The sequence below is a fragment of the Dyadobacter sp. genome (assembly GCF_039919315.1).
Classification (GTDB): Bacteria; Bacteroidota; Bacteroidia; order Cytophagales; family Spirosomataceae; genus Dyadobacter.
In genome coordinates this window covers 206,930-231,776 of the sequence record NZ_JBDSFX010000090.1, presented here as the reverse complement: position 1 = coordinate 231,776, position 24,847 = coordinate 206,930, and the positions used below count along the sequence as shown (strand labels likewise).

General features: G+C 44.1%; 28 protein-coding genes. 13 read left to right on the top strand and 15 right to left on the bottom strand.

The window, feature by feature from the left end; genetic code table 11:
- Nucleotides 1–72: 72 nt before the first annotated feature.
- The 5 genes from ABIO93_RS26615 to ABIO93_RS26595 all read left to right on the top strand — a co-directional run bounded on the left by ABIO93_RS26615 (nt 73) and on the right by ABIO93_RS26595 (nt 2,078).
- Complete coding sequence (locus tag ABIO93_RS26615; protein ID WP_348073045.1) at nt 73–366, top strand: antibiotic biosynthesis monooxygenase; 294 nt, start codon at nt 73–75, stop codon at nt 364–366.
- A gap of 98 nt (nt 367–464) precedes the next feature.
- The gene (locus tag ABIO93_RS26610) at nt 465–944 is read left to right on the top strand and encodes an ankyrin repeat domain-containing protein (RefSeq protein WP_348073044.1); all 480 of its coding nucleotides are present in this window, start codon (nt 465–467) and stop codon (nt 942–944) included.
- A 93-nt stretch (nt 945–1,037) separates the two neighbouring features.
- A complete protein-coding gene (locus ABIO93_RS26605) occupies nt 1,038–1,286 on the top strand; it encodes a hypothetical protein (RefSeq protein WP_348073043.1) in 249 nt (82 codons plus the stop codon).
- Complete coding sequence (locus ABIO93_RS26600) at nt 1,283–1,699, top strand: PIN domain-containing protein (protein WP_348073042.1); 417 nt, start codon at nt 1,283–1,285, stop codon at nt 1,697–1,699. The genes ABIO93_RS26605 and ABIO93_RS26600 overlap by 4 nt, the downstream gene beginning before the upstream one ends.
- 61 nt (nt 1,700–1,760) lie before the next feature.
- Entirely contained in the window at nt 1,761–2,078 is a 318-nt protein-coding gene (locus ABIO93_RS26595) for a helix-turn-helix transcriptional regulator (protein ID WP_348073041.1), read from the top strand.
- A 110-nt stretch (nt 2,079–2,188) separates the two neighbouring features.
- On the opposite strand, the gene ABIO93_RS26590 is transcribed toward ABIO93_RS26595, so the two are convergent.
- Entirely contained in the window at nt 2,189–3,751 is a 1,563-nt protein-coding gene (locus ABIO93_RS26590; protein WP_348073040.1) for a hypothetical protein, read from the bottom strand.
- A 343-nt stretch (nt 3,752–4,094) separates the two neighbouring features.
- Between ABIO93_RS26590 and ABIO93_RS26585 the strand changes: the two genes are divergently transcribed.
- The 4 genes from ABIO93_RS26585 to ABIO93_RS26570 all read left to right on the top strand — a co-directional run bounded on the left by ABIO93_RS26585 (nt 4,095) and on the right by ABIO93_RS26570 (nt 6,019).
- Nucleotides 4,095–4,337 (top strand): hypothetical protein, encoded by a 243-nt coding sequence (locus ABIO93_RS26585; RefSeq protein ID WP_348073039.1) that lies wholly within the window; start codon nt 4,095–4,097, stop codon nt 4,335–4,337.
- A 176-nt stretch (nt 4,338–4,513) separates the two neighbouring features.
- Nucleotides 4,514–4,744 (top strand): type II toxin-antitoxin system Y4mF family antitoxin, encoded by a 231-nt coding sequence (locus ABIO93_RS26580; RefSeq protein ID WP_348073038.1) that lies wholly within the window; start codon nt 4,514–4,516, stop codon nt 4,742–4,744.
- Entirely contained in the window at nt 4,741–5,073 is a 333-nt protein-coding gene (locus ABIO93_RS26575) for a HipA N-terminal domain-containing protein (RefSeq protein ID WP_348073037.1), read from the top strand. Before ABIO93_RS26580 ends, ABIO93_RS26575 begins: the two co-directional genes overlap by 4 nt.
- Nucleotides 5,066–6,019, top strand: coding sequence for a HipA domain-containing protein (locus ABIO93_RS26570; RefSeq protein WP_348073036.1), 954 nt, complete (start codon nt 5,066–5,068; stop codon nt 6,017–6,019). The genes ABIO93_RS26575 and ABIO93_RS26570 overlap by 8 nt, the downstream gene beginning before the upstream one ends.
- A 115-nt stretch (nt 6,020–6,134) precedes the next feature.
- Here the strand turns inward: ABIO93_RS26570 and dinD are convergent, their stop codons facing one another.
- The 5 genes from dinD to ABIO93_RS26545 all read right to left on the bottom strand — a co-directional run bounded on the left by dinD (nt 6,135) and on the right by ABIO93_RS26545 (nt 10,482).
- Nucleotides 6,135–7,007: a DNA damage-inducible protein D gene (gene dinD / locus ABIO93_RS26565; RefSeq protein WP_348073035.1), complete on the bottom strand. Its 873-nt coding sequence runs from the start codon at nt 7,005–7,007 to the stop codon at nt 6,135–6,137.
- Nucleotides 7,008–7,159: 152 nt separating this feature from the next.
- Nucleotides 7,160–8,584, bottom strand: a complete 1,425-nt coding sequence (locus ABIO93_RS26560) for a hypothetical protein (RefSeq protein WP_348073034.1) — start codon at nt 8,582–8,584, stop codon at nt 7,160–7,162.
- 144 nt (nt 8,585–8,728) lie between these two features.
- On the bottom strand, nt 8,729–8,965 hold the full coding sequence (locus ABIO93_RS26555) for a hypothetical protein (protein ID WP_348073033.1): 237 nt from the start codon (nt 8,963–8,965) through the stop codon (nt 8,729–8,731).
- 108 nt (nt 8,966–9,073) lie between these two features.
- Nucleotides 9,074–9,961 carry an NAD(P)-dependent oxidoreductase gene (locus tag ABIO93_RS26550; RefSeq protein WP_348073032.1) on the bottom strand — a complete coding sequence of 296 codons (888 nt, stop codon included), beginning with the start codon at nt 9,959–9,961 and terminating at the stop codon, nt 9,074–9,076.
- Nucleotides 9,962–9,987: 26 nt separating this feature from the next.
- Nucleotides 9,988–10,482: an SRPBCC domain-containing protein gene (locus tag ABIO93_RS26545; RefSeq protein ID WP_348073031.1), complete on the bottom strand. Its 495-nt coding sequence runs from the start codon at nt 10,480–10,482 to the stop codon at nt 9,988–9,990.
- 204 nt (nt 10,483–10,686) lie between these two features.
- Between ABIO93_RS26545 and ABIO93_RS26540 the strand changes: the two genes are divergently transcribed.
- Together ABIO93_RS26540 and ABIO93_RS26535 are read left to right on the top strand one after the other, a co-directional pair.
- Entirely contained in the window at nt 10,687–11,589 is a 903-nt protein-coding gene (locus ABIO93_RS26540; RefSeq protein WP_348073030.1) for an NAD(P)H-binding protein, read from the top strand.
- 15 nt (nt 11,590–11,604) lie between these two features.
- A complete protein-coding gene (locus tag ABIO93_RS26535; protein ID WP_348073029.1) occupies nt 11,605–12,522 on the top strand; it encodes a helix-turn-helix transcriptional regulator in 918 nt (305 codons plus the stop codon).
- A gap of 18 nt (nt 12,523–12,540) precedes the next feature.
- On the opposite strand, the gene ABIO93_RS26530 is transcribed toward ABIO93_RS26535, so the two are convergent.
- Complete coding sequence (locus ABIO93_RS26530) at nt 12,541–12,840, bottom strand: DUF1330 domain-containing protein (RefSeq protein ID WP_348073028.1); 300 nt, start codon at nt 12,838–12,840, stop codon at nt 12,541–12,543.
- Nucleotides 12,841–13,010: 170 nt separating this feature from the next.
- On the opposite strand from ABIO93_RS26530, the gene ABIO93_RS26525 reads away from it, so the two are divergent.
- A complete protein-coding gene (locus ABIO93_RS26525) occupies nt 13,011–13,157 on the top strand; it encodes a hypothetical protein (RefSeq protein ID WP_348073027.1) in 147 nt (48 codons plus the stop codon).
- Nucleotides 13,158–13,178: 21 nt separating this feature from the next.
- Here ABIO93_RS26525 and ABIO93_RS26520 read toward each other — a convergent pair whose 3' ends face one another.
- The 5 genes from ABIO93_RS26520 to ABIO93_RS26500 all read right to left on the bottom strand — a co-directional run bounded on the left by ABIO93_RS26520 (nt 13,179) and on the right by ABIO93_RS26500 (nt 17,741).
- The gene (locus tag ABIO93_RS26520) at nt 13,179–14,015 is read right to left on the bottom strand and encodes a DUF2306 domain-containing protein (RefSeq protein ID WP_348073026.1); all 837 of its coding nucleotides are present in this window, start codon (nt 14,013–14,015) and stop codon (nt 13,179–13,181) included.
- A gap of 116 nt (nt 14,016–14,131) precedes the next feature.
- Complete coding sequence (locus tag ABIO93_RS26515; protein ID WP_348073025.1) at nt 14,132–14,704, bottom strand: Crp/Fnr family transcriptional regulator; 573 nt, start codon at nt 14,702–14,704, stop codon at nt 14,132–14,134.
- Between the two features lie 55 nt (nt 14,705–14,759).
- Entirely contained in the window at nt 14,760–15,761 is a 1,002-nt protein-coding gene (locus ABIO93_RS26510) for a virulence RhuM family protein (protein WP_348073024.1), read from the bottom strand.
- Nucleotides 15,762–15,984: 223 nt separating this feature from the next.
- Nucleotides 15,985–16,698, bottom strand: coding sequence for a LytTR family DNA-binding domain-containing protein (locus ABIO93_RS26505; protein ID WP_348073023.1), 714 nt, complete (start codon nt 16,696–16,698; stop codon nt 15,985–15,987).
- Nucleotides 16,698–17,741, bottom strand: coding sequence for a histidine kinase (locus ABIO93_RS26500; RefSeq protein WP_348073022.1), 1,044 nt, complete (start codon nt 17,739–17,741; stop codon nt 16,698–16,700). The genes ABIO93_RS26505 and ABIO93_RS26500 overlap by 1 nt, the downstream gene beginning before the upstream one ends.
- A gap of 298 nt (nt 17,742–18,039) precedes the next feature.
- On the opposite strand from ABIO93_RS26500, the gene ABIO93_RS26495 reads away from it, so the two are divergent.
- Complete coding sequence (locus ABIO93_RS26495) at nt 18,040–18,732, top strand: hypothetical protein (RefSeq protein ID WP_348073021.1); 693 nt, start codon at nt 18,040–18,042, stop codon at nt 18,730–18,732.
- A 37-nt stretch (nt 18,733–18,769) separates the two neighbouring features.
- Here the strand turns inward: ABIO93_RS26495 and ABIO93_RS26490 are convergent, their stop codons facing one another.
- The 3 genes from ABIO93_RS26490 to ABIO93_RS26480 form a co-directional block, all read right to left on the bottom strand.
- Nucleotides 18,770–21,877 (bottom strand): triple tyrosine motif-containing protein, encoded by a 3,108-nt coding sequence (locus tag ABIO93_RS26490; protein ID WP_348073020.1) that lies wholly within the window; start codon nt 21,875–21,877, stop codon nt 18,770–18,772.
- Between the two features lie 18 nt (nt 21,878–21,895).
- Complete coding sequence (locus ABIO93_RS26485; RefSeq protein ID WP_348073019.1) at nt 21,896–22,513, bottom strand: response regulator transcription factor; 618 nt, start codon at nt 22,511–22,513, stop codon at nt 21,896–21,898.
- Between the two features lie 155 nt (nt 22,514–22,668).
- Complete coding sequence (locus ABIO93_RS26480) at nt 22,669–24,633, bottom strand: T9SS type A sorting domain-containing protein (RefSeq protein ID WP_348073018.1); 1,965 nt, start codon at nt 24,631–24,633, stop codon at nt 22,669–22,671.
- Nucleotides 24,634–24,847 lie beyond the last annotated feature (214 nt).

Sequence of the window (24,847 nt, the reverse complement as noted above, 5' to 3'; positions counted from 1 at the left end):
TAGGTTGGGCAACGAATGAAAATCTGTCATTCCGTGTGACCCTATTCAAGCACTAACCTTAATTCTTTAAAAATGGAAAAACTGGCATTGCTGGCCCGTGTAGAGGCCAAGCCCGGGAAGGAAGATGAAGTATTGGCATTTTTAAAAACCGCGTTGCCACTCGCGGAAGCGGAGCCGGATACCGTAAGATGGTACGCGCTCAAAATCGGGGAAAGCACCTTTGGTATTTTTGACACTTTCGCTACGGAAGAAGGTAGGCAGGCACATTTAAATGGCGAAATCGCCAAAGCATTAATGGCCAATGCATCAGCCTTACTGGCCAGAGATCCCATCATTGAGCAGGTAGAATTGATCGCGATTAAATAAAAAATCGCATTTATTGGCACAGGCGCGAACGCTGGCAGCACAGACTGCCAGCAATCGCCGGATACATAAAATTCACTTACCTATACCCGAGATTGGACATGACGGCTTTAATGAATGCCATCAATAAAAATAACCTTTCACTCGTGCAGCAACTCATTAAGGATGGGGCAGATGTGAATGAGCTGGATGCCAACCAGGATGCCCCGATCGTGATTGCAGCTTACAAAGGATATAACCAGATCCTCCAATCATTGCTAGCAGCAGGAGCCGACGTTCGCGCCGTAGATCCCGGCATGAAAGCCACCGCATTACACGCCGCAGCCTACGCCGGCCGGACCGAGGCCGCCAAACTCCTGATCCAATACCACATCGATATCAACAAACAAGGCCCCTACAACGGCTACACCGCCCTCCACGACGCGATTTGGCAGGGGAATGTTGAGATTGTGAAGGTGTTGTTGGCGGCGGGTGCGGATTTGAATTTGCTGTCTAATGATGGGAAGTCGGCGTTGGATTTTGCGAGAAGTAAGGGTAGGAAGGAGATTGTTGGGTTGATTGAGGGGAGGCTGGGTAAGTAGACTTGCCCTTTGATAATTAGGATTGTTGCATTCAAAGATTTAAAGTAAATTGTATTTCGATTTAATGTTGAATTTTTAAAGAGAGCAAACACTATGTCACATACAACGATAACCATTGAAACGGAAGATGACGAGCATCCGGCCCGTCTAAAAGAATTCACCCACCACAACCTGGGACTTCCACCTAAAAATTTTACTACAAAAAAGCAACTGAGCGAGGAGGAAGCAATCAGGCTTTTAGAGCGTGTTGCCGGAAGTTGGGAAGGAAATGAAACCGGGGATGAGCTCAATGCAATGATCAGGAATGCGCGTCTAGATAATCACCGCGACGTAGATTTATGAGTTTGTATCTTCTCGATACCAACATTTGTGTACATCTTCTTAAAAATGAATACGGTGTGAAGGAACGGATCGCCCATGTTGGCGTAACGTCCTGCTTCCTGTCCGAGATAACACTTGCCGAATTAATTTTCGGAATTGAAAACAGTGCCCCGGATCGGCGTAAGCAAAATTTCGAACGCTTTAAAAATCTTCACGCCCTTTTTGACGGCCGTATACTACCAATCGGTGGTGCACTTTACGAGTTCGCACAGCAAAAAGCTACATTGAGAAGAAGAGGAAGATCCGTTATGGACTTTGATTTATTGATTGGGGCGACGGCCATTGTCGATGATTTTGTGTTGGTGACTCGAAATATCAGTGATTTCACCGACATGGAGGGAATTGAGTTGGAGAATTGGATTGACAATCAATAAACTTGCCGGAACACCACCAATTAATCGTTCGCTTATGAAAGATAGAAGTGAAGTTTTAGAGATGTTAGAAACTCTTGCTCCGACCACGTCCGTCAGGTTTCGCGAGCGAGTGGAAGAGCGGGCAGCTCAGCGTGAATATTTGGACAGATCAAGGGTAACCGCCATCAATATACTGAGCGCCCTGCGAAAACGAGGAATGACGCAAAAGGATCTCGCTGAATTATTGGCTGTAAGTCCTCAAACGGTGAATCAATGGGTGAAAGGGACTGAAAATTTTACGTTTGAAACGATTGGCAAAATTGAAAAGGCGCTGGGTCTCGGGATGTTTGAGCTTACGCGGCCGATTGAGGGTGTGCGGGATGGGGATTTGATTGGGTGAATTGGCGTTTAATGATCGCTTTTAAACCAAGTTAGAAAAGTAGTAAACAACACGCTGACGATATATCGAAGAAAAATGAACGCAGCGTCCAAAAAACAAATTCAATGCAATCATTCCTGATTTCGCTCTGTCAACTGCAATCCCTGAGCAAAAAGCATCAACTTGCTATTATCATCTGTCGGCAAATCGATATCAAGTTCTAGATACCAAAGTGTATTTAAAGGAAAGAGTGAAATTGTCTTAAAACTAACTGATACCCTCGGGTAAGTTGAATCGTGCTCCCAATAAGAAATTCTGTAAAAGAATCTACCAATATGTAACACAACCACGAAAAAATCCGGCGAAAGTTTAGCCACTGTCTCCTGATTGTCCTTTGAAACTCTCGCCATTGGCAACTCGGGAGAAATTTGATAGTTAAGCCCAAATCCAGAAACGGGAAGAATCTCAACAAGAAATGCGTGGTGTAATTCCCCTTCTTTCAACTTCTTAAATATTTCAATATCAATATCAGGAAGAGTTTTTGATCTCTTGGCCAGTAGTAGAGCTTTGCAAATTAGCCACTTTACTAATGCAAAGCTTTTATCGGGTGTTAATTGAAGATCCTCCAAAGTACTTTTAAGACTCGACGGATCCTTCGTTAGAATTGCTTTTACCTCAGTTTCAAGATCTGACATCCATTCATTATTGCACTTTACACATACCTCATGAGTAGTGATACCGTATGAGCTTTCTTTGCCCTTACTCAATCCAAACTCAAATGAGTTGGCTAAGTCATTTACGTCCATTATATGAGTCATGCTGTGAAACGTTATTTCTTCAAAATAGTCTCTAAACCAGCTTGGTAAGATGTGCTCTTGACTTGGAGAGATTTCTCCACAGAAAACACATCGTTTCACAGTCTGGCTAGGAGCCACATAAACATTGTTGCCTTTTTGCAAACTTTGCTTGATTGCATGCATCTGGTGTGAATAGATTTTCGGAACGTTGAAATTGATAATTTCTCCAACCTCTCTCGTTGATGACGCTGCTGTTTCTAGGTATGGGTTTAATTTCGAAGTAATTATTTCTAGTTTTGTTTTCTTCACGGGATTAAGGTTTTGAACAATATTGTCCAAGTAGTTTGCCCACTCTGCCTTTATTTCCACTTCCTGAACTTCGATATTGCGGAGCCAAACCCAATACTTGTAGTTATTGATCGCAAATGCAAAAGAATAGACAGCTATATTTCCATCCAATAGCACAATATAGTGACGAAAATGTGGGGTGTTTTCCCACAATCTAGTAGTCATGAGTTTATCGAACTCGTTTACATCACCTACAAATATCATCTCGCCATTGCGAATATATATTGCTTCTTCGTCATTAAGCTTTACCAAACTTCCAAATCTACGTGCAAATTGTTCTAGCATGTCTTCCAATGAATATTGATCTGTAACCAGATCATCGGGAATCCAAAATGCAAATGAAAGCTGGTTCTCAACACCAATTCGTTTCGAGCATATTAGAAGGTGAGAGTGATTTTCTTTATCAATTTTCCGGTAGAAGAGTGTTTTGGTTTGCGAAATTTTCAGACTACGGTAAGGTTGTGCAAAAACCAGTTGGATAGAATCAAAGTCAATGTCATAGTTGGTAATAAAAAAATCGGATTTGGCTGTGAATGTCAGTTTTTCCATTTAGATAATATCGATGAAGAAATTCGTAGAGCTCGGATGAATTGTAATGCTGACTAGCACGGGACTCGATTTAGGGCCGCCGTTTAACCTATTCATTGTTATATAAATATTGAAATATTTTCTCAGATTTTCTTTTTCCCTTTACAAATATCCCCCCATCCAAATTTGCTTTCCAAAAAAAACCTCCGAATATTCGCATTCCTTTTAAATGTTACTCATATGAAAAAATCAGACGACATGCCCTGTTATGGTGCGGGAACGGCGAAAGTCACCCGGGAGCACGTAACATGCTCAAGGACACCTTAGACAGGGCCTTTTTCAAATCCTTTTAATTTGTTACAAAATGTACACACAAGCAGATGGCGAATCTCCGGATTCGCGCCGCCTGGCCATTTACGGCCAGCTAGTTCAGGATTTACTCAGCCAAACCGACCCTGAAAATTGGATCGATGATCTTTGGTCGATTTACACGGGTTACACGGTTTTTGAAAATGGTGCGGGCTACAACCCGCGAGGCAGTGAAATTTTTATGACTTTCAGAGAGCTTGTGTTCTTCTTTCAGAAGGTTGAGAAGATGAAAGTTTAACACAGGAGAAAGGCGGTTGGCATCAATGTCAGCCGCTTTTTTTGCTAACGGATAAGTAATGTGTGATAGGAGTTTATATGCAAATGCATATAATTATTGATAAAAGTATTCAGTTGTATGCATTTGCATATAAATTGATTACTTTTATTATAACTATATGCGAAAACATATAACAAATGGAAAAACTTGCAGAATTTGTCAAACAAAGAAGAAAACAGGCGCAATTGACCCAGGAAGACCTGGCGTACCGAGCGGGAGTTGCTCTTACCGTAATCCGGAAAATTGAACAGGATAAAGGTAACTTGAATCTGGAAAAGGTGAACCAGGTGTTAAAAATGTTCGGACATGAACTTGCACCTGTAAATAGCAGGGAACTGAATTTTGAAAATCAAGACTCACGACCATGAGGCAGGCAAAAATATTCTATAAAGACATTGAGGCCGGGCACTTAACTGAAACCGACGACGGGATCTACGAATTTCGATATCTGGACGAGTATGTGAAGGCCTACCCAAATCAATACATCAGCTTTTCCATGCCGGTTAACGCCACAATTTATACTGAGAGGCGGCTGTTTCCATTTTTTGAGGGACTAATTCCCGAAGGTTGGTTGCTGGATATTGCTTCCAAAAACTGGAAACTCAATAAAAATGACCGTATGGGACTCCTGTTAGCATGTTGCCAAAATTGTATCGGGGCTGTAAGTGTAATACCAATCGCTGAAAATCATGAGTAAGAACTGTCTATATTGTTATCAGGCGCTGGGGGACGAGGCATCAGGTGATTTTCACGAAGCGTGCATCATGAAGTTCTTTGGAACGAAGAGTCCGCCTGCTCTGGATTACTCACTTGCTCAGATGCGCGATTTGGCGAGGGACGTTGTGAAGCGCAGTGTGACCGTGCCGGGTGTTCAACCCAAACTGTCACTAACGATTGTTGACGAGGCATTAGCGAGTGGCCGTGAAAATAGATTGACCATTGTGGGTGCACTTGGAGGAAACTTTATTTTGAAACCACCTTCCCAAGATTACCCCGAAATGCCGCAGAACGAACATGTGACGATGCGCATTGCGGAGGAAGCATTTGGGATACGTACCGTGCCGTCGAGCCTGATCCGACTGCAGTCGGGCGAGCTCGCGTATATCACCATGCGTATCGACCGGACAAAGGAGGGCGAGAAGATCCACATGCTGGATATGTATCAGATCCTGGAAGCTTTTGACAAATATAAAAGCTCGATGGAGCGCGTTGGCAAAGCGATCAATGCTTATTCGAGCAACCCGCTGCTTGACCAGACGTATTATTTTGAGTTGTCGGTTTTCAGTTATCTGACCGGAAACAATGACATGCATTTGAAAAATTTTTCCATGATCCAAAAAGAAAATGACTGGATTTTGGCACCGGCCTACGATTTATTGAATGTGAGCATAGTCAACCCTGCCGATGAGGAAGAGCTGGCGTTGACACTTGGTGGCAAGAAAAGAAAACTAAAACCAGAACATTTTATTCAGTTTGGATCGGGCTTGGGATTGAATGAAAGGCAGATCAGGAACAGTTACAGGCGATTTCAGAATAAAAAAGAGGCTGCTTTTGCGTGGTTGGATAGGTCTTTTCTATCGGCTGAATATAAGGCATCTTATAAAGCAGTTATGGAAAGTAAGTATTTGATATTGGAGATTTGAGGAACGGAGATTGAAATAGCAAAGGCCTACCGCTGCTCCGAACCTGTGGAGACCATTTTGTTGACATCAACAAAATGGTCTGATACGCTCTCAGAGGCATTTTTCGTAAATTTTACTATTTATTCCGACCTGTGTTAAGCTTCTTTTTCTCAGAAGCCTTGTCACTTGATTTAACCCGGCGTTCCAGCTTTTTAATGTCTTCCTCAGCCGGTAAATTCTCTGGCTTGATGCCGCTTTTTTCTAAAAGCATTCTTATGTCACCGTTGTTTTGTATATGTTCATCGGCGATTTTTGTTTCACCACGCAGGTCATTCTTATTGACATTGAAATTGGTAATCTCCGCAGCCAGTTGCTTGGCAGAAATGGTGATAGTCGGCAAAAAATCTGCCAGCGGCCGATTTTCAGCAATTCCAAGTTTCCGTTTCATCTCGCTGGTATTGTTTCCACCAAACAATACACCGTCGCCTTTGCTTCTGATGTTCGCAAAACCTTTGCTGTCGACGCCTCTTTCAAAAATGTTTTTTGAAAGCAGGGATTCTGTGACCGCCAATTTCTCCCTGGCTTGCAAACGCTCCATCAGACGAATTCGCTCTTCGAGCAACTCCTGCCTGCGTGTTTGTATCGCGAAGTAACTTTGCGCAAAAGCGATTTGCTCTTTCTTGGGGTCACCATTCTGAGCTATGAGATAGCAAGCGTAGCGCGTTAGCATTACATCTGCAACTTCACGCTGTCCACCTTTGCCAACGTCGATCATTTTGTTGACGTCAACAAAATGATCCTGGACGTTCTCAGAGGTGTTTTTGCAACTTTCCTTTGCCTTTTCTATCGAATGAATGAAATTCCGCCATTCGTTATAGCCAAGCAACACTTGCAATTCCCGGGCAAGCCAATACTCAACTCCATCCTGTTCGTATGCAGCTCCCTCAAAAGTTTTATTCAGCTGTGTTATCACCGAAATCTCCATAGTGTGTTTTTTCGATTCTGACATGATTTGATTTTTTCAAATATCTGATATCCAATTCTTGGCAAAGAACCGCAGGAAAATTATAAATACACCGAAGAATAATCGCTGTAACTAGAAACCAAATACAACACCACACGCGCAGCAAAATTTTACAAACCCTTTGCCGAATTGACAAACTATTCCTTCACAAACTCCTTACTATCACCACCCTGGCGCAAGATTACCTTTTTGGCGTCCGGTTTGAATTCGAAAATTACATTGCCTGCTCTGTAGGCAAAGCTATGATTGCCCAGCGTTTGCATTTCAACGGGTTCCTGGCCGGTCACCTGTCCAGTCAGTACTTTTCCTTTTTTCACAAAAGTGAGTTTGAATGTCATTTCGGTGCTGCTATAAGTCCCGGCGTAGGGTTCTAATTCCAATGTTGAGATTTCCTTTGCGAGCTTGTAAATGCTTGAAATATTATCGGTTTCGCCAATTCCCTCACCGGATTCCAGTCGCGCCATAATTCCCCAGCCGTAAAAGTCGTTGGAAACTCCAATCAACAAATCGTTTTCACCTTTTCGCAGATTTAATGGTGCCGTTGTATTTTGTACAGAAATCCTCCCATCCGGATACTTCTTCATGTTTTGTGAGAAGAGATTTTTGTCCACCAGAATCATTTGGTTGTTCAAAAACACCCAAACCTCATCACTAAAACCTAATTGCAAATCAGTTTTCACCGCCTCTTTTGCAACGATTTTTGTTTTCAACCAAACCGCCCTCCTACCCTTGCTGGCGCCATACTTACGCGTCAGATTCACCAGGCCTGCTCGCTCGGCCGAAATGCTGTCCATAAATAATTCAGGGTTAGGCAAGTTTTTGGTAGATAATTCGCTTCCGTCGGCAAGATCTTGTGGCGCAGTCAATGCCCATTTTCTGAGATAAAAGCCATCGTGATCTGTCAGGTCGGGCAATGCGAGCGGACTGAGATTTTCAACTTCATTGGGTTTCAATTGCACATTGGCAATGTAAGAAGAGCCTTCAAAAGCAATGCTGCCTTCCGACATGGTACCTTCCAATTCAGGAATATCCAGAACAGCTTTTGGGGCATTATTCAAAAAGACTTGAAGACGTTTGCCCGAAATGATAAGTTTGAAATGATTCCATTCGCCAGCCTTTCCCATCGCAGGAGCCTGGTATTCGGGGTACATATCCCACATATTTACACCGTCAAAATATGGCGTATATTGGATACCGGCGTTTGACAATTTATTACCCACTGAGCCCAGTCGCAGGTAAACAATTTCCTGCTCTTTAAGGTCTTTCCGATGAAAATAAATGGATTCTGCAAACTCAGGAGCAATAGGTTCTATGTCAAACTCAATCGTGCCATCCTTGAAAACGACATCCTTTAATACCACTTGTCCCGAATTAGAAGCAAGTTTCATTGCTTTCACACCTTTGTAATCCGCAAATGTTACTTTCCCCTCCTGGAACTCCCACTTTTCAGGTGAAATGGGAACCCAGTAGTCCGCTTTTTTGGTTGCAGGCGCATCTTTTTTCTTTTGTCCAAAACTTTGAATGGCTAGCAGAATGAATAGAATTTGAACGAGTTTTCTCATGGCATTTTCGCGGTTTAAATTTGAGCAAAAATGCATTTTAGATCAATTCAGGCCGGTTCAAACTTAAACCAAGTTTGGTTCAAGTTGCATTCACGGTATTACAGGAAAGTAGTCGAACGGGAAAAATGATCAACAGTAAGATATCTAATCCTCATTTTCCTCGTCATCCACCCCTTCAAAATAATTCAGAACTGTCATCAGCGGAAGGGTAGTTCTGTCGGCCGCATTGGACATTTGAATGATAGCCCGATCAATGTTGATTTTGTCAAAACCGATAAAAGTACCTTCGATCTTCTCGTCGGGCCTCACCTGGAAGGAAATTGCCTTATCTATATATTTCGAAGCCCGTTTTTGCAGGCCGGTAAGGTGTGGTTCAGACATATTTGTTTTGGTTAGTTTAAACCTTGTGTTTACTCCTTGCAAATATGTTTCCAAATTTTTCAATTTTCTTCCGATGGCGTGAAAGAACCTGAAAGAATTAACACCGGATCACTCTTCGCGTTTGTTCATCCAAATCCCTACTGGAAGTACTTCCAGGCTTCCGCGATCAAGTTGCGCCATTACTTCTTCAAATCCATACTGCATTCGCCATCCCAATGCCGCGGCCTTTTTACTGACATAAACACGGTCAATCGATTCGGGTATATGCCACCCGCGTTTCTCAAACTCATTTAGCAACTCAGGCAATTTCGTCCGGATAATTGCGGCTGGGTCAGTCGCTAACAAAAAACAATCATGCTCCGTAAATGGCGTAGCACCAGAAATAATGTATCGCTCAAACGCAAGTCCGGTATTCGTTAATGCCGCCACGTGAGCGCTCGCTACATCCCGAACATCTATTCCACGGTTCAGTCGGTACAATGCCATGACGTCTGCCGTCTCAGGAAAACACCGCGACATACGGATCACCCGGACTACGAAATGCTCATCTGCTGCTTCTGAAAGCAATTTTTCAGCAGCGAGTTTGGTATGATGGTAAATGCTTCTTGGCTGAGGGACAGTCTCCTCCGTTACCCAGGCGCAGACGTTATTTTCACTTGTTTTCCCAAACAATGCGGTAGTACTTGTAAAAACACATCGCTTCACTCCGGCTGCCTTTGCCGCTTCAATAATCAGGCGGGTACCGTCCACATTGATACGATCAAACTCTGCATCAGGCACTAATCCCACATGTGGTGCGTGCAAGGCTGCCGTGTGAATAACCGCATCCGCACCGTCCATAGCAAGCCGCAGGAGATTCAAATCAGCAAAATCGCCTGTGATTTGAGTAGTTGAAAAAGGGGAACGATCGATACCAATCACTTGATGATCAGCCGCAAGCGCATTGAAAATCGCCCTGCCTACGCGGCCAGAGCTTCCTGTCAGAACAATTTTCATTATAATATTTTAATCCCAATTGTATCTCAACTATCCGCGGATGAAGTCAATTTCTTTTCGGTTTCAGTTTGTGGCTTACCTGTCGCATTCGGTTTGCCTTTACCGGTGGTGATCAGGTTGCGTAAACTGTTTTGAATGTAATTGCTCCAACCTTCCCGGCAGATATCGTAGCATTCATATTCGGGAACGAGGCCCAAATGCGTCATTTTAACTTCCGTTTTGCCATCTTTTTCGGTAATATCAAAAATAGCTTTCGTACCTGTCCACTCGGTTTCGTCTATTGTAAATTTAAAATAGTTTTCCAATACCAACCAAACCACTTTTTTGTTCGGAATGACTTCAACTAATTTCATCTGGCAGCGATGGACATCTTCATAATGATATTTGAACACGTCGCCAAGTTTATCAGTACTTCCTTCAATTTCTTCCGACCACCATCCACGCACATTATTGACGGCATTGAAAGCTTCTTCGGCAGTTTGGTCCACTAATATGCTCGTGGTAAAATCTGATGTAGCCATTGGTTTGATGATTTTGGTGATGGCTTATGTGCTCATTTTGAACGACATAAAATTAGGACGTTCATCTTCCAATCGCGTGGTGTATAAAGGACATTTTAATGGGGTAATTGGGACAAACCTTCTTTCGGCTACAACAACCATAGATTTGGCTACGTCCGCTTTTTTGACGCTGCACAACTTTGCAGAAACAAAAAAACCAGACAAATGAAAATCGTAGTAACAGGTTCATTAGGACACATTGGCAAGCCACTCACAGAGGAATTGGTACAAAAAGGACATGACGTAACAGTTGTCAGCAGTAATCCCAAAAAACAGCGTGACATTGAAGCATTGGGTGCTACCGCTGCCATCGGCGCATTGCAGGACGCTGGTTTTCTGGCAAATGTTTTTACTGGTGCCGACGCAGTCTATACGATGGTGCCCCCAGGAAATTATTTTGACCACAACCTTGACCTGCTGGCACATTACCATCAAATTGGCCAGAATTACGCAAAAGCCATTGGTCAAACGGGTGTAAAACAAGTGGTTAACCTCAGTACCATTGGCGCTCATTTGGGCAAAGGCCAAGGCTCAGGAATTCTGATCGGCGCTCATGATGTCGAGCAATTTTTGAATGAACTCCCTTCGGACGTTGCAATCACGCACATGCGTCCCACATCATTTTTTTACAACCTATATGGTTACGTGGAAATGATTAAACATCAGGGTTTTATCTCTGCAAACTATGGAGCAGAAGGTGAGATTCCCTGGGTTTCCCCGATCGACATTGCCGCTGCGATTGCCGAGGAATTACTCGCGTCCCGTGTTGGCAGAAAAATAAGGTATGTCGCCAGCGACGATCGTACAGGCAATGATACTGCGACCGTTTTGGGTGCAGCCATTGGAAAGCCTGATTTGAAATGGATCATTGTTCCCGGCGAAGAAGTACAAAACGCCCTGGAAACTATTGGAATGAATCCGAAAATCGTCGCTGGCTTAGTTGAAATGTACGGAAGCTTGTACAATGGTGTATTGGCAGAAGATTATCTCCGCAATAAACCGGCTGTGATGGGCAAAGTGAAACTGGAAGAATTTGCGAAGGAATTTGCTAATGCTTTCAAACAATAATAGCTAACTTGTAATATGGCAAACACGCAATTTCATCGGTTCAAAACGATCAGCGAATTTCACAAGTTCAGAGGGTTACCAAAGCCGGAGCACCCGCTGATCAGTGTCATCAACATGGAAATGATTGATCATTTACCTGCAAATGAATGGAGTATGATCAAGGATTTTTATTCCATTTCAATGAAAAGGAATTTCAATATCAAGATGAAGTACGGTCAGCAAGAATTTGATTCTGATCAAGGGGTTATGTTTTTCATGGCACCCGGCCAGGTCCTCAGGCTGGAAGTTGAAACTGCTACCACATTACAGCAATCGGGGTGGATGTTACTGGTCCACCCCGACTTTTTATGGAACACGCCGCTGGCCACGAATATCAAGCAATATGAATATTTTGATTACGCGGTAAACGAGGCACTTTTCCTATCTGAGAAAGAAGAAAATACGATTTCGGGTATTATGCAAAGCATTCAGCAGGAATACCATTCCAATATTGACAAATTCAGCCAGGACCTGATCATCGCCCAGATTGAACTGCTGCTGAAATATTCCGAGCGTTTTTATCAGCGCCAATTCCTCACGAGGAAAATAAGCAATCACAAAATACTAAACCGTTTAGAACAGATCATTACGGCGTATTTCAACAGCGACGATCTCATGAAGAAAGGGCTGCCAACCGTTCAGTACATTGCCGATACATTGAATATTTCGCCCAATTACCTCAGTGGAATGCTCAAATTATTAACGGGCCAGACGACGCAGCAGCACATTCACGACAAACTGATTGAAAGAGCCAAAGAGAAATTATCCGTCACCGACCTGTCAGTCAGCGAAATCGCGTATGAATTGGGCTTTGAACATCCGCAGTCTTTCAGCAAGTTATTCAAAACAAAAACTAATTTCTCTCCGCTGGAATTCAGGCAATCGTTTAATTGAAAAAGCATGGTTTCCTGCTTAGGCCTTCCCTTCAATCAACATAATCCGTTCTACGGATTCGTCTTTCAAATGCATGTATTTCAGGCGGTCAGGATCATCCCGGTAACCTTCAAAACTTTCCCGATCCGTAAAACTGACCAGGTGAAGTTCGTACGGATAATCTAATGTGGTAGTTACCACCGACGATCTGGGCGGCCTTACTCTATAAAGCAGTTCGCCATTGTGGCGTTGAAGCAATGGCAATACGTGGTCCTCGAAGGAATGGAATGTGTTTTCTTTCCCTTCCTTTATAAAAATCAGTTGCGTGAAATAGATCATCGTTTAGGACTTAGTTAGCTGCTCATTATTTGTAACCTGTACAATGTCAAAGATGTACAAAATCCACTATATAAGGAAGTTCCATAATATTTTTAACTTGCAAAAATTCAAAAAAGAAAATAAATTACTGACTGAAAACTACTTACAGCACATTCTAAACCACGGAACAGATGGCAATAGCATGGATTATATCGGGGATCGTATTGCTTTGGTATTGCATGAAAGCAGTCAGGACGAATCCTGAGAAACCAGATTGGAGCAAAGCCATTACCGCAACGCTTTTCTGGCCAATCTCGCTGTTTATGAAGCGGTACTAATCGCGGGTTTGCACTTCCCTATCACATTCTTGGTATCCACATACCCATCGTTGCCGCAAAAATGCCAACGGCCATGATGATAGTAAACATGAAAATAATAGCTGATGTGATGATACCGAATCTCTGGCTCTTACTTTTCCGGGCGTAAAAGTACATTTCCAATACGATCAGCGAGACAGGAATGGCGTAGGAAAATATAGAAAGACCCGTAAGAAAAGGGCCGGTGAAGGTTTTAGGATCAAAGCCTACGGGCCCGCCATTGATCATTAGCCAGAACATCAACAAAATCCGGAAAAACCAAACGCCGCTAACCACCATAAACAGCCGTAACGCCCAGTTCCTATGCTTCTCAAACTGCCTTGCGCGGGCATACCTGATGGCGAGTAAAGCAAATCCAATGATATAAATGGCCTGAATACTAATACTGACACGCCGGGCGTCAACGCCTACCCCTTCCCGCGTCCATATCATAATGAGTCCGCCGAGACTGACGAAGATGGCCGTAGTGACATAAGTTCGCCCCAGCCAGCGATGAAACTGAGGAAAATTGCTTCGTATTTTTGTGATCAGCTGCAAAGGACCGCCTATTACCAGTACCGCAGCCAGTAGCACATGCATTCCTACTACCAGATTTCCCTTCCAATCCCCTTCCACGTAACCATGTGGCAAAACCCGATTCCATTTTTCAAATTCCCCGGCAAGCGTGGTTTTTCCGTAAAATGAGAGGATGTAGATTCCAAATATCCATTGACCAACCGTAGTAACTGTCAGCCAGGCAGTTGCTGTGTAGGTCAGGATTCGTGGCGCATTAAAAACTGGTACTTTTTCGGATTGCAGAACGTTTAAATTTGTCATCATAGTCGAAGGCCGTTTAAGTTTTGGTCAAACTTAAACCCGACAATCTCTTAGCTGATTAGACAAATGTCCAATACGGATGGGCGGTTCTATTTGAATATGGACGAAATGGCTATTTCCTATCCCCGCAGCCTGCTCAGGTGTCGCTGGGTAATCCCCAGGTACGACGCAATGTAACGCAGCGGTACCTGCTTAATGATGTTTGGCTTTTCTTTCAAAAATTTCAGGTACCGGTCTTCGGCGGTCAGGGTCGCCATATCGTTGATCCGGTTTTTGTCTTCCTGCAAGTGTTTTTGCAGAATCTGAATGGTATAGTCTTTCTGTGTTTTACTATGGTTAGCGCCCGCCTCCACATCATCCCGGTTGATCCGGAGCAACTCGCAATCCGTAATGCAATGCAGGTTTTCGTTGGAAATAGTGCGGTTCATAAAGGCGGTATAGGACGTAAAAAACCGCGGGCCATCATTCAGATCGGTCGTGATTTCGTTATCGTCTTTGTCCAGGTGGAAGTTTCTCATGTGGCCTGACACAATGAAATTATGGTACTCAGGCACTTCCCCCGCACGTTCGATAATCGTGTCTTTGGGAACAAAAACCGGTTTGAATGACCGACGAATCGACTCCTTGTCGCCTTCCGGCAGGGTCAGGATCTGTTCGACGTAATTGAAAAACCCAATGTAGTAATGTTCCATGTTGATGGAAGTTGAGTGGTAATGAAGTGACTGGAAACTGGCTGAAGCAATTTACCTACAATTTAAACCTCTTCAACTCCCGGTCAAAATCACTTTCAAAATTCCTATCCTGCCCGACACGAAATTTGTCAAATTCCTGCTCAGCGAGTTTCTGGGCAATTTCGTGACTTACTTTGCCTGCGTCTTTTAGGATCTGATATTCGTTAAACTGCAAAAAACCATCCAGTTTGGCGACCCAATCCTCCATTTTCATTGGAATTTGCCTGGCCGCCTGGTTTTCAGCATAATCCAGGTACATCGAAACGATACGCTCCAGTTCCTTTATTTCCTTCTCAATCAGGTAGTTCTTCGCAACACTGATATCTGTTTTCAGGACTTTCCCATGCGGAGCATTTTTAAATGTCTGTAATCCCATATTAGGCTTTGCCGCATCCGCCCGCTCGGCTATAATGGCTGCAGCTGTTTTTCCCGCAATGGCATAGTGTAGCTTATTTTGCACTGTTTTGAAAAACTTCAATGTGATATCTGAGCCTTTAATGTAGTCAATGCTGCATTGCTCGTATATGTCGGTGATTTTCAGATAAAATCTCCGCTCGCTGGCGCGTATTTCACGGATACGTTCCAGCAGTTCATCGAAATAATCTTTCCCAAATCGCTTTCCTTGTTTGAGTCGTTCATCATCCAGTACAAAACCTTTAATGATAAATTCCCGCAAAGTTTTGGTAGCCCAAATACGAAATTGGGTGGCTTGGAAACTGTTGACACGGTAGCCTACTGCGATAATGGCATCCAGATTATAGAAATCAACGTCGCGCGCCACGTCCCTGGCTCCTTCTTTTTGAACTATTCGAATTTTTCGAATAGTTGCTTCTTCCACTAATTCTCCCGATTTATAGATTTCTTTCAAGTGGTAGTTGATAGTGTTCACTTCCACCCCAAACAATTCCGCCAACCGCTTTTGGTTCAGCCAGAAAGTCTCATCATTGAAGATAACCTCAACCTTAATGTGCCCTGCCGGAGAGCTGTAAAATATGATGTCTGTTTCCTGATTTTCCATGGAAGTTATGATGGTTAATAGTGTGTTTGAATTGTCTGGCAATCAATTATTTCCTTTCCTCCCAAGATAAAATGTTTTTTGGAAATAAATTGATTTCAATAATCCATCGGTCACTTAAAGAATCTTCTTTGCTCCAAGTTCATTTATTCAAATGGTGGATTAAACAAAAAAAATGAACGACTTCTGTGAAACCGATTGATGCGCGATTTCGCTCAAAAAGCATTCAGCTTTTTTGCAATACTTTATCCAGCTTTGCTTTATAGATTCTTCCAATCGGAATTTCCTCATTATCAATGCGGATATAAGTCGTGCTGACGGCCTGAATGTGATCCAGTGAAACAATAAAGGATTTGTGAATTCTTACGAATCGATCGGGAGGCAGCTTTTCTTCTAAATAACTGATCCTGAGATAGGACACCAGCGGGCCCGTGGTCGTATGCACGCGCACATAGTCTTTAAGGCTTTCAATCCATAAAATGTCGTCCAGAAACAGCTTGACCATTTCTTTATCCACTTTGAAATACTGATATTCTTTGGTCGCTTTCGGCAATGCAGCTACTTCCTGCGGAACGATTGAATTTTGTGAAAATCGGTAGATTTTACCCACTGATTGAAGAAAACGCTCAAATGAAATAGGTTTGACCAAAAAATCCAGCACGTCGAATTCGTAGCTTTCCAATGCATACTCCCGAAATGCTGTCGTGAAAACGACCTTAGGCCGGTAACCCAGTGGACGCAACAGATCAAACCCGGATAATCGCGGCATTTGAATGTCCAGGAAAATAATGTCAACCTGCGTTTGCTGCAAGATCATCAATGCCTGCGAAGGACTGTTGGACACGCCTACCAGTTCCAGATCGGGCAAACGGCTGATGTAATCCGTCAGCAGATCAGACGCAAGTGGTTCATCATCGAGCACAAAACAACGGATCGCCATTATATATCGAATTTTAAAACCGCCAGAAACTGTCCCGCCTCAGGCATCGTAACCAACTCATAACTTCCCGGAAACAGAATTTCCAGTCTCTTTTTCAAATTCGTCAATCCTAAACCTGATGCAAATGGTGCCGGTGAACCCTCAGGCACCGAATTTTCAACTGAAAATACTAACCTGTTTCCACTTATTGACAAATGCATCTGAATCCAGCACGCTCCCTCCGTTTGCGCAGCTCCATGTTTGAACGCATTTTCAACAAAAGGCAAAAGCAGCATCGGGGGGATCATGATCTGATCCGAATTGATCAGGTAATTAAAATTAGTCTGCAAGTCCAGCCGTTCGCCGTAACGAATTTGTTCAAGCGAAATGTAATCTTTCAAATAAGCAATCTCCTTTGAAATGGGAACAGTATCCCGATGACTTTCATGAAGCTGGTAACTTAGCAAACCGCCAAGCTGATGCAGCAAATTGGGCATTTGCGCCGGTTGATGCATGGAAACCGAGATCAGGTTATTGAGGGTATTGAACAAAAAATGAGGCTGTACCTGGGATTGAAGCAGGCGATACTCAGCCGAAACTTTCTCGCGTCGATAGGTTTCACTGAGCCGTTGCTGTCGTAATACATGCCGGACCAGGTCCAGGGCTACAAAAAGCACCACTACCAAATGTAATTGCATGGATTCGGCAAATATTTTAGGCCAATACCAAAATCCCTTTTCCAAACCCGCAGGATAGTAGGTCGGATAGTACCAGGTATAGTTCAAAAACCTTCGGAGAATGCCAAAAACCAGCAGCGCACCTGTGAGGCTCAGCCAGAAGCCAAGCATTTTGTCGGACAACAGAAAATGTCTCACGGTGACAATCAAATGCCAGTAGCCTGCGATGATCAACAGCGGCAGATTGAGCGTTATCAGACAAAGACTTTGACGAAAACTATCCAGATATGCGCCAGTATTGAGCCACTCAAACAAAAAATACGCCAGCCAGAAGATACTTTGCGTCCAAATCTGCTTATAGGTTATCAACGATGAAAAACGAGTCATAATTTCTTCATTCGGAAGTTCGAATCTAAATAATTTACCATTAATAACCGGCACATTTCGCCTAACGACGGAAGTCCGGTCCTCAACGCATCTGCGATTCGACAAACGCCTGATTTCCCCGATAAACAGTGCTGATTGCAGATATGACGTCATGTGGGAGAAAAGACCGGTCACTCGTCTAAAATCCGAAAAGCATAACATTATTGTGTATTGATTTGCCAATGAAACAATCCGTCATGTTTTCCTCAAAACATCATTAGCCATGTCAATCCATCCAAACACTCCGATTCAATGCATCATGAAATTCATCTCGTCAAACCATCTGTTGTGGCTTTGTTTTGTCGCATTGTTTTTTGTTCAAATCAATGCAGAGGCACAACCCTATCAGGCTACGGGAGCAAAAGTTGAAAACGAGTCGCAAAATGGTCACTGGCGGATCCTGACCAATGCAGCAAGCCGTCGCACACAGGTGCAGTTTTTCGGGCCGGATCGACAACTACTTTACGAAGAAGCTTTGCCTGAAAAGTGGATCAAACAAAATAAAAAAACCCAAAAGCAGCTTGACAAACTGCTCGCGCAAATTCTGGCAAATCAGTTATTGATAGCCCGGTTAAAAACGGAAGACTTGCCGCCCAAACTAACCGATCCGACAACAGCTAATTTGAATGTGTCGCAGGACCGCTCCTCGCATTCCGCATCTTACAGCGTGCATGCGAGTATCAACTCAGACGCCAAGCTATATATCGTTGTGGACAATCCGGAGCGGTTCAGATATAAAATAGAATTGCTTGATTACAAGCAACGATCTGTTTACCAGGAATTTACTAGCCATGATCACTACCGGAGGAGGTTGGATGTATCTACCCTCCCCGGTGATTTGCTTCAAGTTGTCGTCGTCATCGACAAAAAGCGGTTTGTTTATACCATCAAAAAGCAGAATCCGAAAAGCGAATATAGTATTCAGCAAATGGTGGCTGCAAATCAGATCTAGTGATAATGGTCGTAGCGATCAGGATTTTGTCCTGGCATTAAGCTGCCAGGCAAATTTCCACAAAAGTGCCCTGATCAGGCACTGAACTGCTTTGTATTTCGCCTTTTAGCAACGAGACCCGGTTTCGGATATTCAACAAACCATTTCCATTCGAAGCGGCGGAGGTATCAAAGCCTGTACCATTATCCTTATAAGTCAGTGTCAGGTTTTCTTCTGCAAAATTAAAATCAAGCCACACCATTTCCGCGGCTGAATGCTTCATCGCGTTCTGCAAAAGCTCCTGCACGATCCTGAAAAGATTAATCTCAACCTGTTCCGGCAAATGTTCGGGGACATTGCTGGCATTGAAATTCACCTTTAATGCATTCCCCAAATTGACCAATCCAACCATATCTTCCACCGCTTTCACCAGGCCCATTTCCTTCAAATTCCGCGGATGCATGTCATGGATCAATCTCCTGATTTCGTCCACGGAGCCCGCCAGCAGCTTTTCCGATCGTTCTTTTAACTCAGCCATTGGAATATCTGCTTCTCCGAAAGAGGATAAGTACATTTTGAGCAATGAGAGATTTGCGCCTATTCCGTCATGTAATTCTCTTGAAAATCTTTGCCTTTCAGCTTCCTGGGCCATTAATGATGCCCTGATCTCCGCCTCGCGCTGGCGCAGCTGCTGATTAAGACGGTAGCGAAATAATCCATAAATGCCGCTGGCAAACAGCAGGATCAACAAACTCCTGAACCACCAGGTAGCCCACCACGGAGGTAGGATCATAATCTTCACGGATGCGCCTTTTTTATTCCAAACACCATCATTATTACTGCCAATCACTGTGAAAGTGTAACCCCCGGGAGGAAGATTGGTATAGTTTGCGCTTCGCTTGGTCCCTGCATCGATCCATTCTTCATCAATGCCATCCATCTTGTAACGGTACTGGTTTTTAGCAGCACTGGTAAAGTTGAGGGCCACAAATTCAAAATCGACGAAGTTCTGTTTGTGTGTCAGCCTCAGTTCGTTTTTATCAGTTGAATACGGAGCCCCCATCACATGAATGTCGGTAATGCTGACCGGTGGCACGAATGAATTGGTTTTAAGGTCCTTTGGATTGAAGTAAGTAATACCCTTCGCTCCTGTAAAAAAGATAGTGCCATCCTGATGACGATACGCAGGGACTGTGTTAATGGAGTTATTTCTTATTTCCTCCTTGAACCGGTATTTCTTCAATACACCCTTACCAGGGACAAATTCCATCAGTTCTTCCGCACCAAAGAGCCAGAAGTGCTTCTTTTCATCCCGGGTAAAAATGGAGATAGCCGACTGGAGGTAGTCATTTCCTCCCGGACTATATATTGCTTTCACTGAAAGATCCGACATTGATAATTCATACAGGCCCACATCCGTGGCCGCCCAAACGGAAGACTTTTCTTCCAGAATATCATGAGTATACTGAGCGCCTTCCTTATTATATCCTGCCAGATCTACCCTCTCGCTTTCGACACCATATCGAACAAATGGCATGTACGTGCCCGCTAAATAGACTGTATTTCCGGAACCGCTTCGGATCAGCGTTATGTTTCTATCTGAAATAACATTTCTGAGTTTTTCAGGCAGATCAGCATTGTCGATCCATTTTTTGGTATTGATATCAAAACGGATCAAACCCAACCCATCGCCAATCCATATTTCTTGTTTTTCGCCAAGATCGCCCGATTTTTTCCTATCAATCACTTCCGCCGTATTGGGTAGAAAAATTCTGTATTGCCTGCTGTTAGGGAAAGGGTAGAAATTAAGTTTGCTCTTTTTCAGGTCATAGGAATAAAGTCCATCCGTATTAACGAACCAATTCTTTCCGGTACCGTCTTTAATCCATAATTGTACCATCTTTGGCAAACGGGGGAGACTATTTTTGAAAGCATGTTTGTATTTTCTCTCTTTCACTGAATAGATCATTTCGTAGTCCTGGGTACCTTCAAAAACATAGAGGCTATCACCGTTCCCGAAGTACATATAATTGGTTTCCGATGTCCTTTTGTATTCGTTATCTATCTGCGTTAATAACCTGAAATGATTCTTCGCCGGATCGAACAGGTCTATACCACCCATTGTAGAGCCAATCCAAACCTTTCCCTGGTCATCCGCATGCATGGTATATATCCAGTTGAAATTCAAGCCGGAAGGGTTACTTCGGGCGTATTTCAGCTGCTCCCAATTTCGTGTTTTGTAATCGTAAACAACCATTCCTTGGTCCTGTGTACCGATCCAGATCCGGTCGCTTTTGTCCTGTATTATGCCTGTAACAATGTCACATTTGTAATTTTGCAATTGAAAGAAGTGGCTCTTCCTTCCGGATTTCTTCCATTGAAACTGATATACCCCTGCCTGGTCTGTACCGAGCCACACACTACCCTGTTCGTCGACAAATAGATCTTTAAATTCCGTGTCTACTGGCATGCCAGCCTGCTTCCGTATCGATTTGCGAACAAAGTTGCCGCTCGTGTCGGTTAGTTCGTAGATTTCTTTGTTTGAAATAACCAACATCCTTCCTTGCCTATCGGCAACCCAATCGACAACCTGCTCACCAGCGGGAAACTTGAAAATTCTCCTCTTTCCTGTTTCAGGATTAAACAGGTACAGTTTCCCGGAAGACTGCGCAATCCATAAATTTCCCTCATGGTCTTCTCCAAGAATTTTAGTTACAAAATTTTGCTGCAAGACCTTTGTGTAAATGGTGTCAATCTGTAATCTGTACTTCCCAGACTGTCCCGGTTTCTTGATCCAGGAATCCGGCTTTTTACACAGAAATAAATTCCCTCTCGCACCATACCAGAGCTGGCCTTTCCGATCGAAGACATAATAGAATGTACTTGCCTTAATGAGCGAATCGCCCTTGTAGAGTTCAGCAAATTTGAAGTCAATCCCATCAAAACGTGCCATTTGATTAAATGCCGCAAAGCCCGAAAACCATATAAAACCATTGTGCTGGCGGATCCGGCCGCCGCCTAAACCCCCAGCTCCGTTATCCGATGTAAAGTGATCAAAGATAAATTTGTCGGAGGGTTGCTCAGGAAACTCTGCTTTTTCTTTCGACTCTTGCGCGGGGACAGAAAACCATGATAAGGTCAACAAAAACGCTAGGTATCGAACCATTATCTGATCAGTTTAAGGCTAGAAAATCTTATGTTTGCCCGCATATCTGGCGAGCTCTACATTACTGTGAATGTTCAGTTTCCGGTAGATATTTTTCCGGTGTGTTTCGACAGTGCGAGTACTGATAAATAATTTTTCTGCGATCTCTCCGGTTGTCAGCCCGGAAGTGATCAGCGGGATGATTTCTGTTTCTCTTGATGTGAGTGTGAGGTCACTTACTTTTTCGAGGCCGTTTTTTCGGATGTCCAGATAGCGCTGCGGCCAGTAAGTGCCGCCTTCCCGTATCCGTTGAATGCCTTTGAAAACTTCCTCCCGCCCCTCGCTTTTGATACAAAAACCTCTGGCGCCGGCCTGGCTCATCCGTTCCATTGAACCCAGATCGTCAAGCATGGAAAGCGCCAGTATCCTGATATCGGGGTAACTCTGTTTGACCATTTTGGCTACATCAAAACCCGACAGATCGGGCAGATCGATGTCCAGCAGCATGATATCCACAGCATGGCGGGAGAGAAATTGTGGTACCTCCTTACCGAGATGCAGCACGCCTGTCACTGCCAGATCCGTGGTATGTTCTATCAGGAAACGGATCCCGTCCGTGAAAATGCGATGATCGTCGACAATGAGCAGTTTATTCATAGAGGAGTAGTATTTCTCTAAAATAAGGCTTATTATCTGGCTATCAATACCTTTAAATAGATCACATCATTAAAATCCCGGCGATAGCAACCATGATAGCCAGCAAAGAAACAACCAGCCAGACCAGTTCCATTCTTTGATTTTTGCGCCGCATTTTACTCAATGATCAGTTTGCGGTTTTCAATCGTCCCATTTTCCAAATTCAATTTTAGAAAATAAAGACCGCCAGGAACATTCAGATTCCGTATCACCAGCTCCTTCGTACGCTTGTGGTCGTCCTGCGTGACGATGGTGCCATCCTGCCCCACCAGCTGATATCCCGTGATAGTTACCTCACTCGTAACTGAAACAGCACGGGTCGCCGGATTGGGGAACACATTCAACTCATTAGCATCATCCATCTTCACCGAAACTATCCGTGACATGGCGAATGTAGCGTCCACGTCGACCATTTTCATTCGATACAGATTTTCCCCTGTGCGCGGGGTGGCGTGCGTGTATGTATAGCGTTGTAAAGTTTTGCTCTCGCCCGTCGCATTCACCTGCCCGATCATCGTCCATTGCTTCCCGTTGGCGCTATGCTGGATCTCAAATCGGTCGCTATTGGTTTCCTCTGAGGTTTGCCAGCTCAGAACAACTGAACGTTCAGCCTTGATAGCATTGAAATTAACCAGCGTCACAGGCAGCGAAGTAGCCCCTTTGGCCGTGATAAAAAAGCCAGAGAAACCGATGGTATTAATTGAAACTGCCCACGCATTGTATTCCGTACTCCATCCAACAGTCGTGCACGCAATGCAATCCTCGACCACGTTTCCTGAGGAATAGTTACCTGGCGCGGCCGGCAGGGAATTCGGTGTACCGTATGCATGCAAAATGCGGAGATTGGATGCATACCCTTCCACATCAGCCTGATTCAGAGGCAACTTTACGGTGCTGGTTACATTAAATGCATCGAAATCCGCTTGGGTGAAATACATGGTAATGGTGTAAAAAGGGGAATAGCCGGGCGTCAAAGCCTGGGTAGGGTGAAAATCGAAATGGCGCTGTACATATGGCATTCCATTGTATATTTTGACCGTGTTATCAAATGAAACTTTTGCGTTGACTGTTTTTGAGAAAATCTCGGCGCCCGAGGCTTCCGAGGAGCTGAATTGGGCAAAGATTTTACAATCGCTATCTGCCAATACGATTCTAATGGGCTCAGACACAATAAAGTCCTGACTTGCTGGCATTGTAGTAGTGGCGGTGGGTAGTGCCAACGCAACATTTACGAAATTACTATTGGTCGAAGTACAGGTACCGTTGATCGTGCTGGTGGCGAAGTAGTCGCGCGTGCCAGTAGGACTGATCAGAATGTTGCTCCCCTCGCCGAGCAATGTTGTAGGGTTCGTGCGGTACCATTTAATAGTTCCCGATCCTATGGCAGTAAGGGTAGTGGATTGATTGACACAAATACTAGTGGATTGCGCAGCAATAGTGGGCGCCGGAGGTACCGCACCGGAGGGCAATACCAGCAAAATACCGCTTGCGCTACTTGTGCAGGTCCCGTTCGAGAAGGTTACATAGTATCGGAATCCTGATTCAAAGAAACTTCCATTGGGCAAGTTGGGGATCACGTACTCATTGCTGGCTCCGGATTGCACCTGCGTTACCTGCGATACCGAATTGATCCGGTACCAGGTGTATGTACCCTCTCCGGCCCCGGACGCTGTAAGTGTGGCAATGCCATTGCAATACGTACTCGCCGAGATGACCGGTGGAGAAGGAGCAGCCCCGGCACCGACGGTAACCATAACAGGCGCATAGGTACAATTACCCGGACGTACGCCGCGATAGTACCGAACACCCGCCTCAGCAGGTGTTACCGTGAACTTGGCCGAGCCGGTGGGCTCGCCAAAGTTACTGGTACCAATGGCCGTCCAAGGGCCTTCAGCGTCTGTACTGACTTCCCAGTTGATAGAACCGCCAAATGCGGTGGCGTTGGGGGTGGAGAGTGTAAATGGTTGTTCAAGGCAGGGCGACACAGTCGTGCTTGATAGTGAGCCGCTGCATGTTTGGCCATAGCTAGACCCGCTTACTAGTGCGATTAGAATAGAGAACAGGAGTAGAATTCGTTTCATGATCTTGGATTTAACAGGTTCGTTTGGAATGTGTTGCAAAGTTTTTTGGCCTTTACAAAAGTCATCCTTCACCAAGCTGCGATCAATACCAAGATCACGGTATATTGCCTTTGGTTTGATGGAAATTATCCTTCATTTCATGATCACTAAACCTATATTTTCGCTAAAAATCATGGAAGTAAATCTCTCACCTCCTAAATTGGGCGTTTATTGA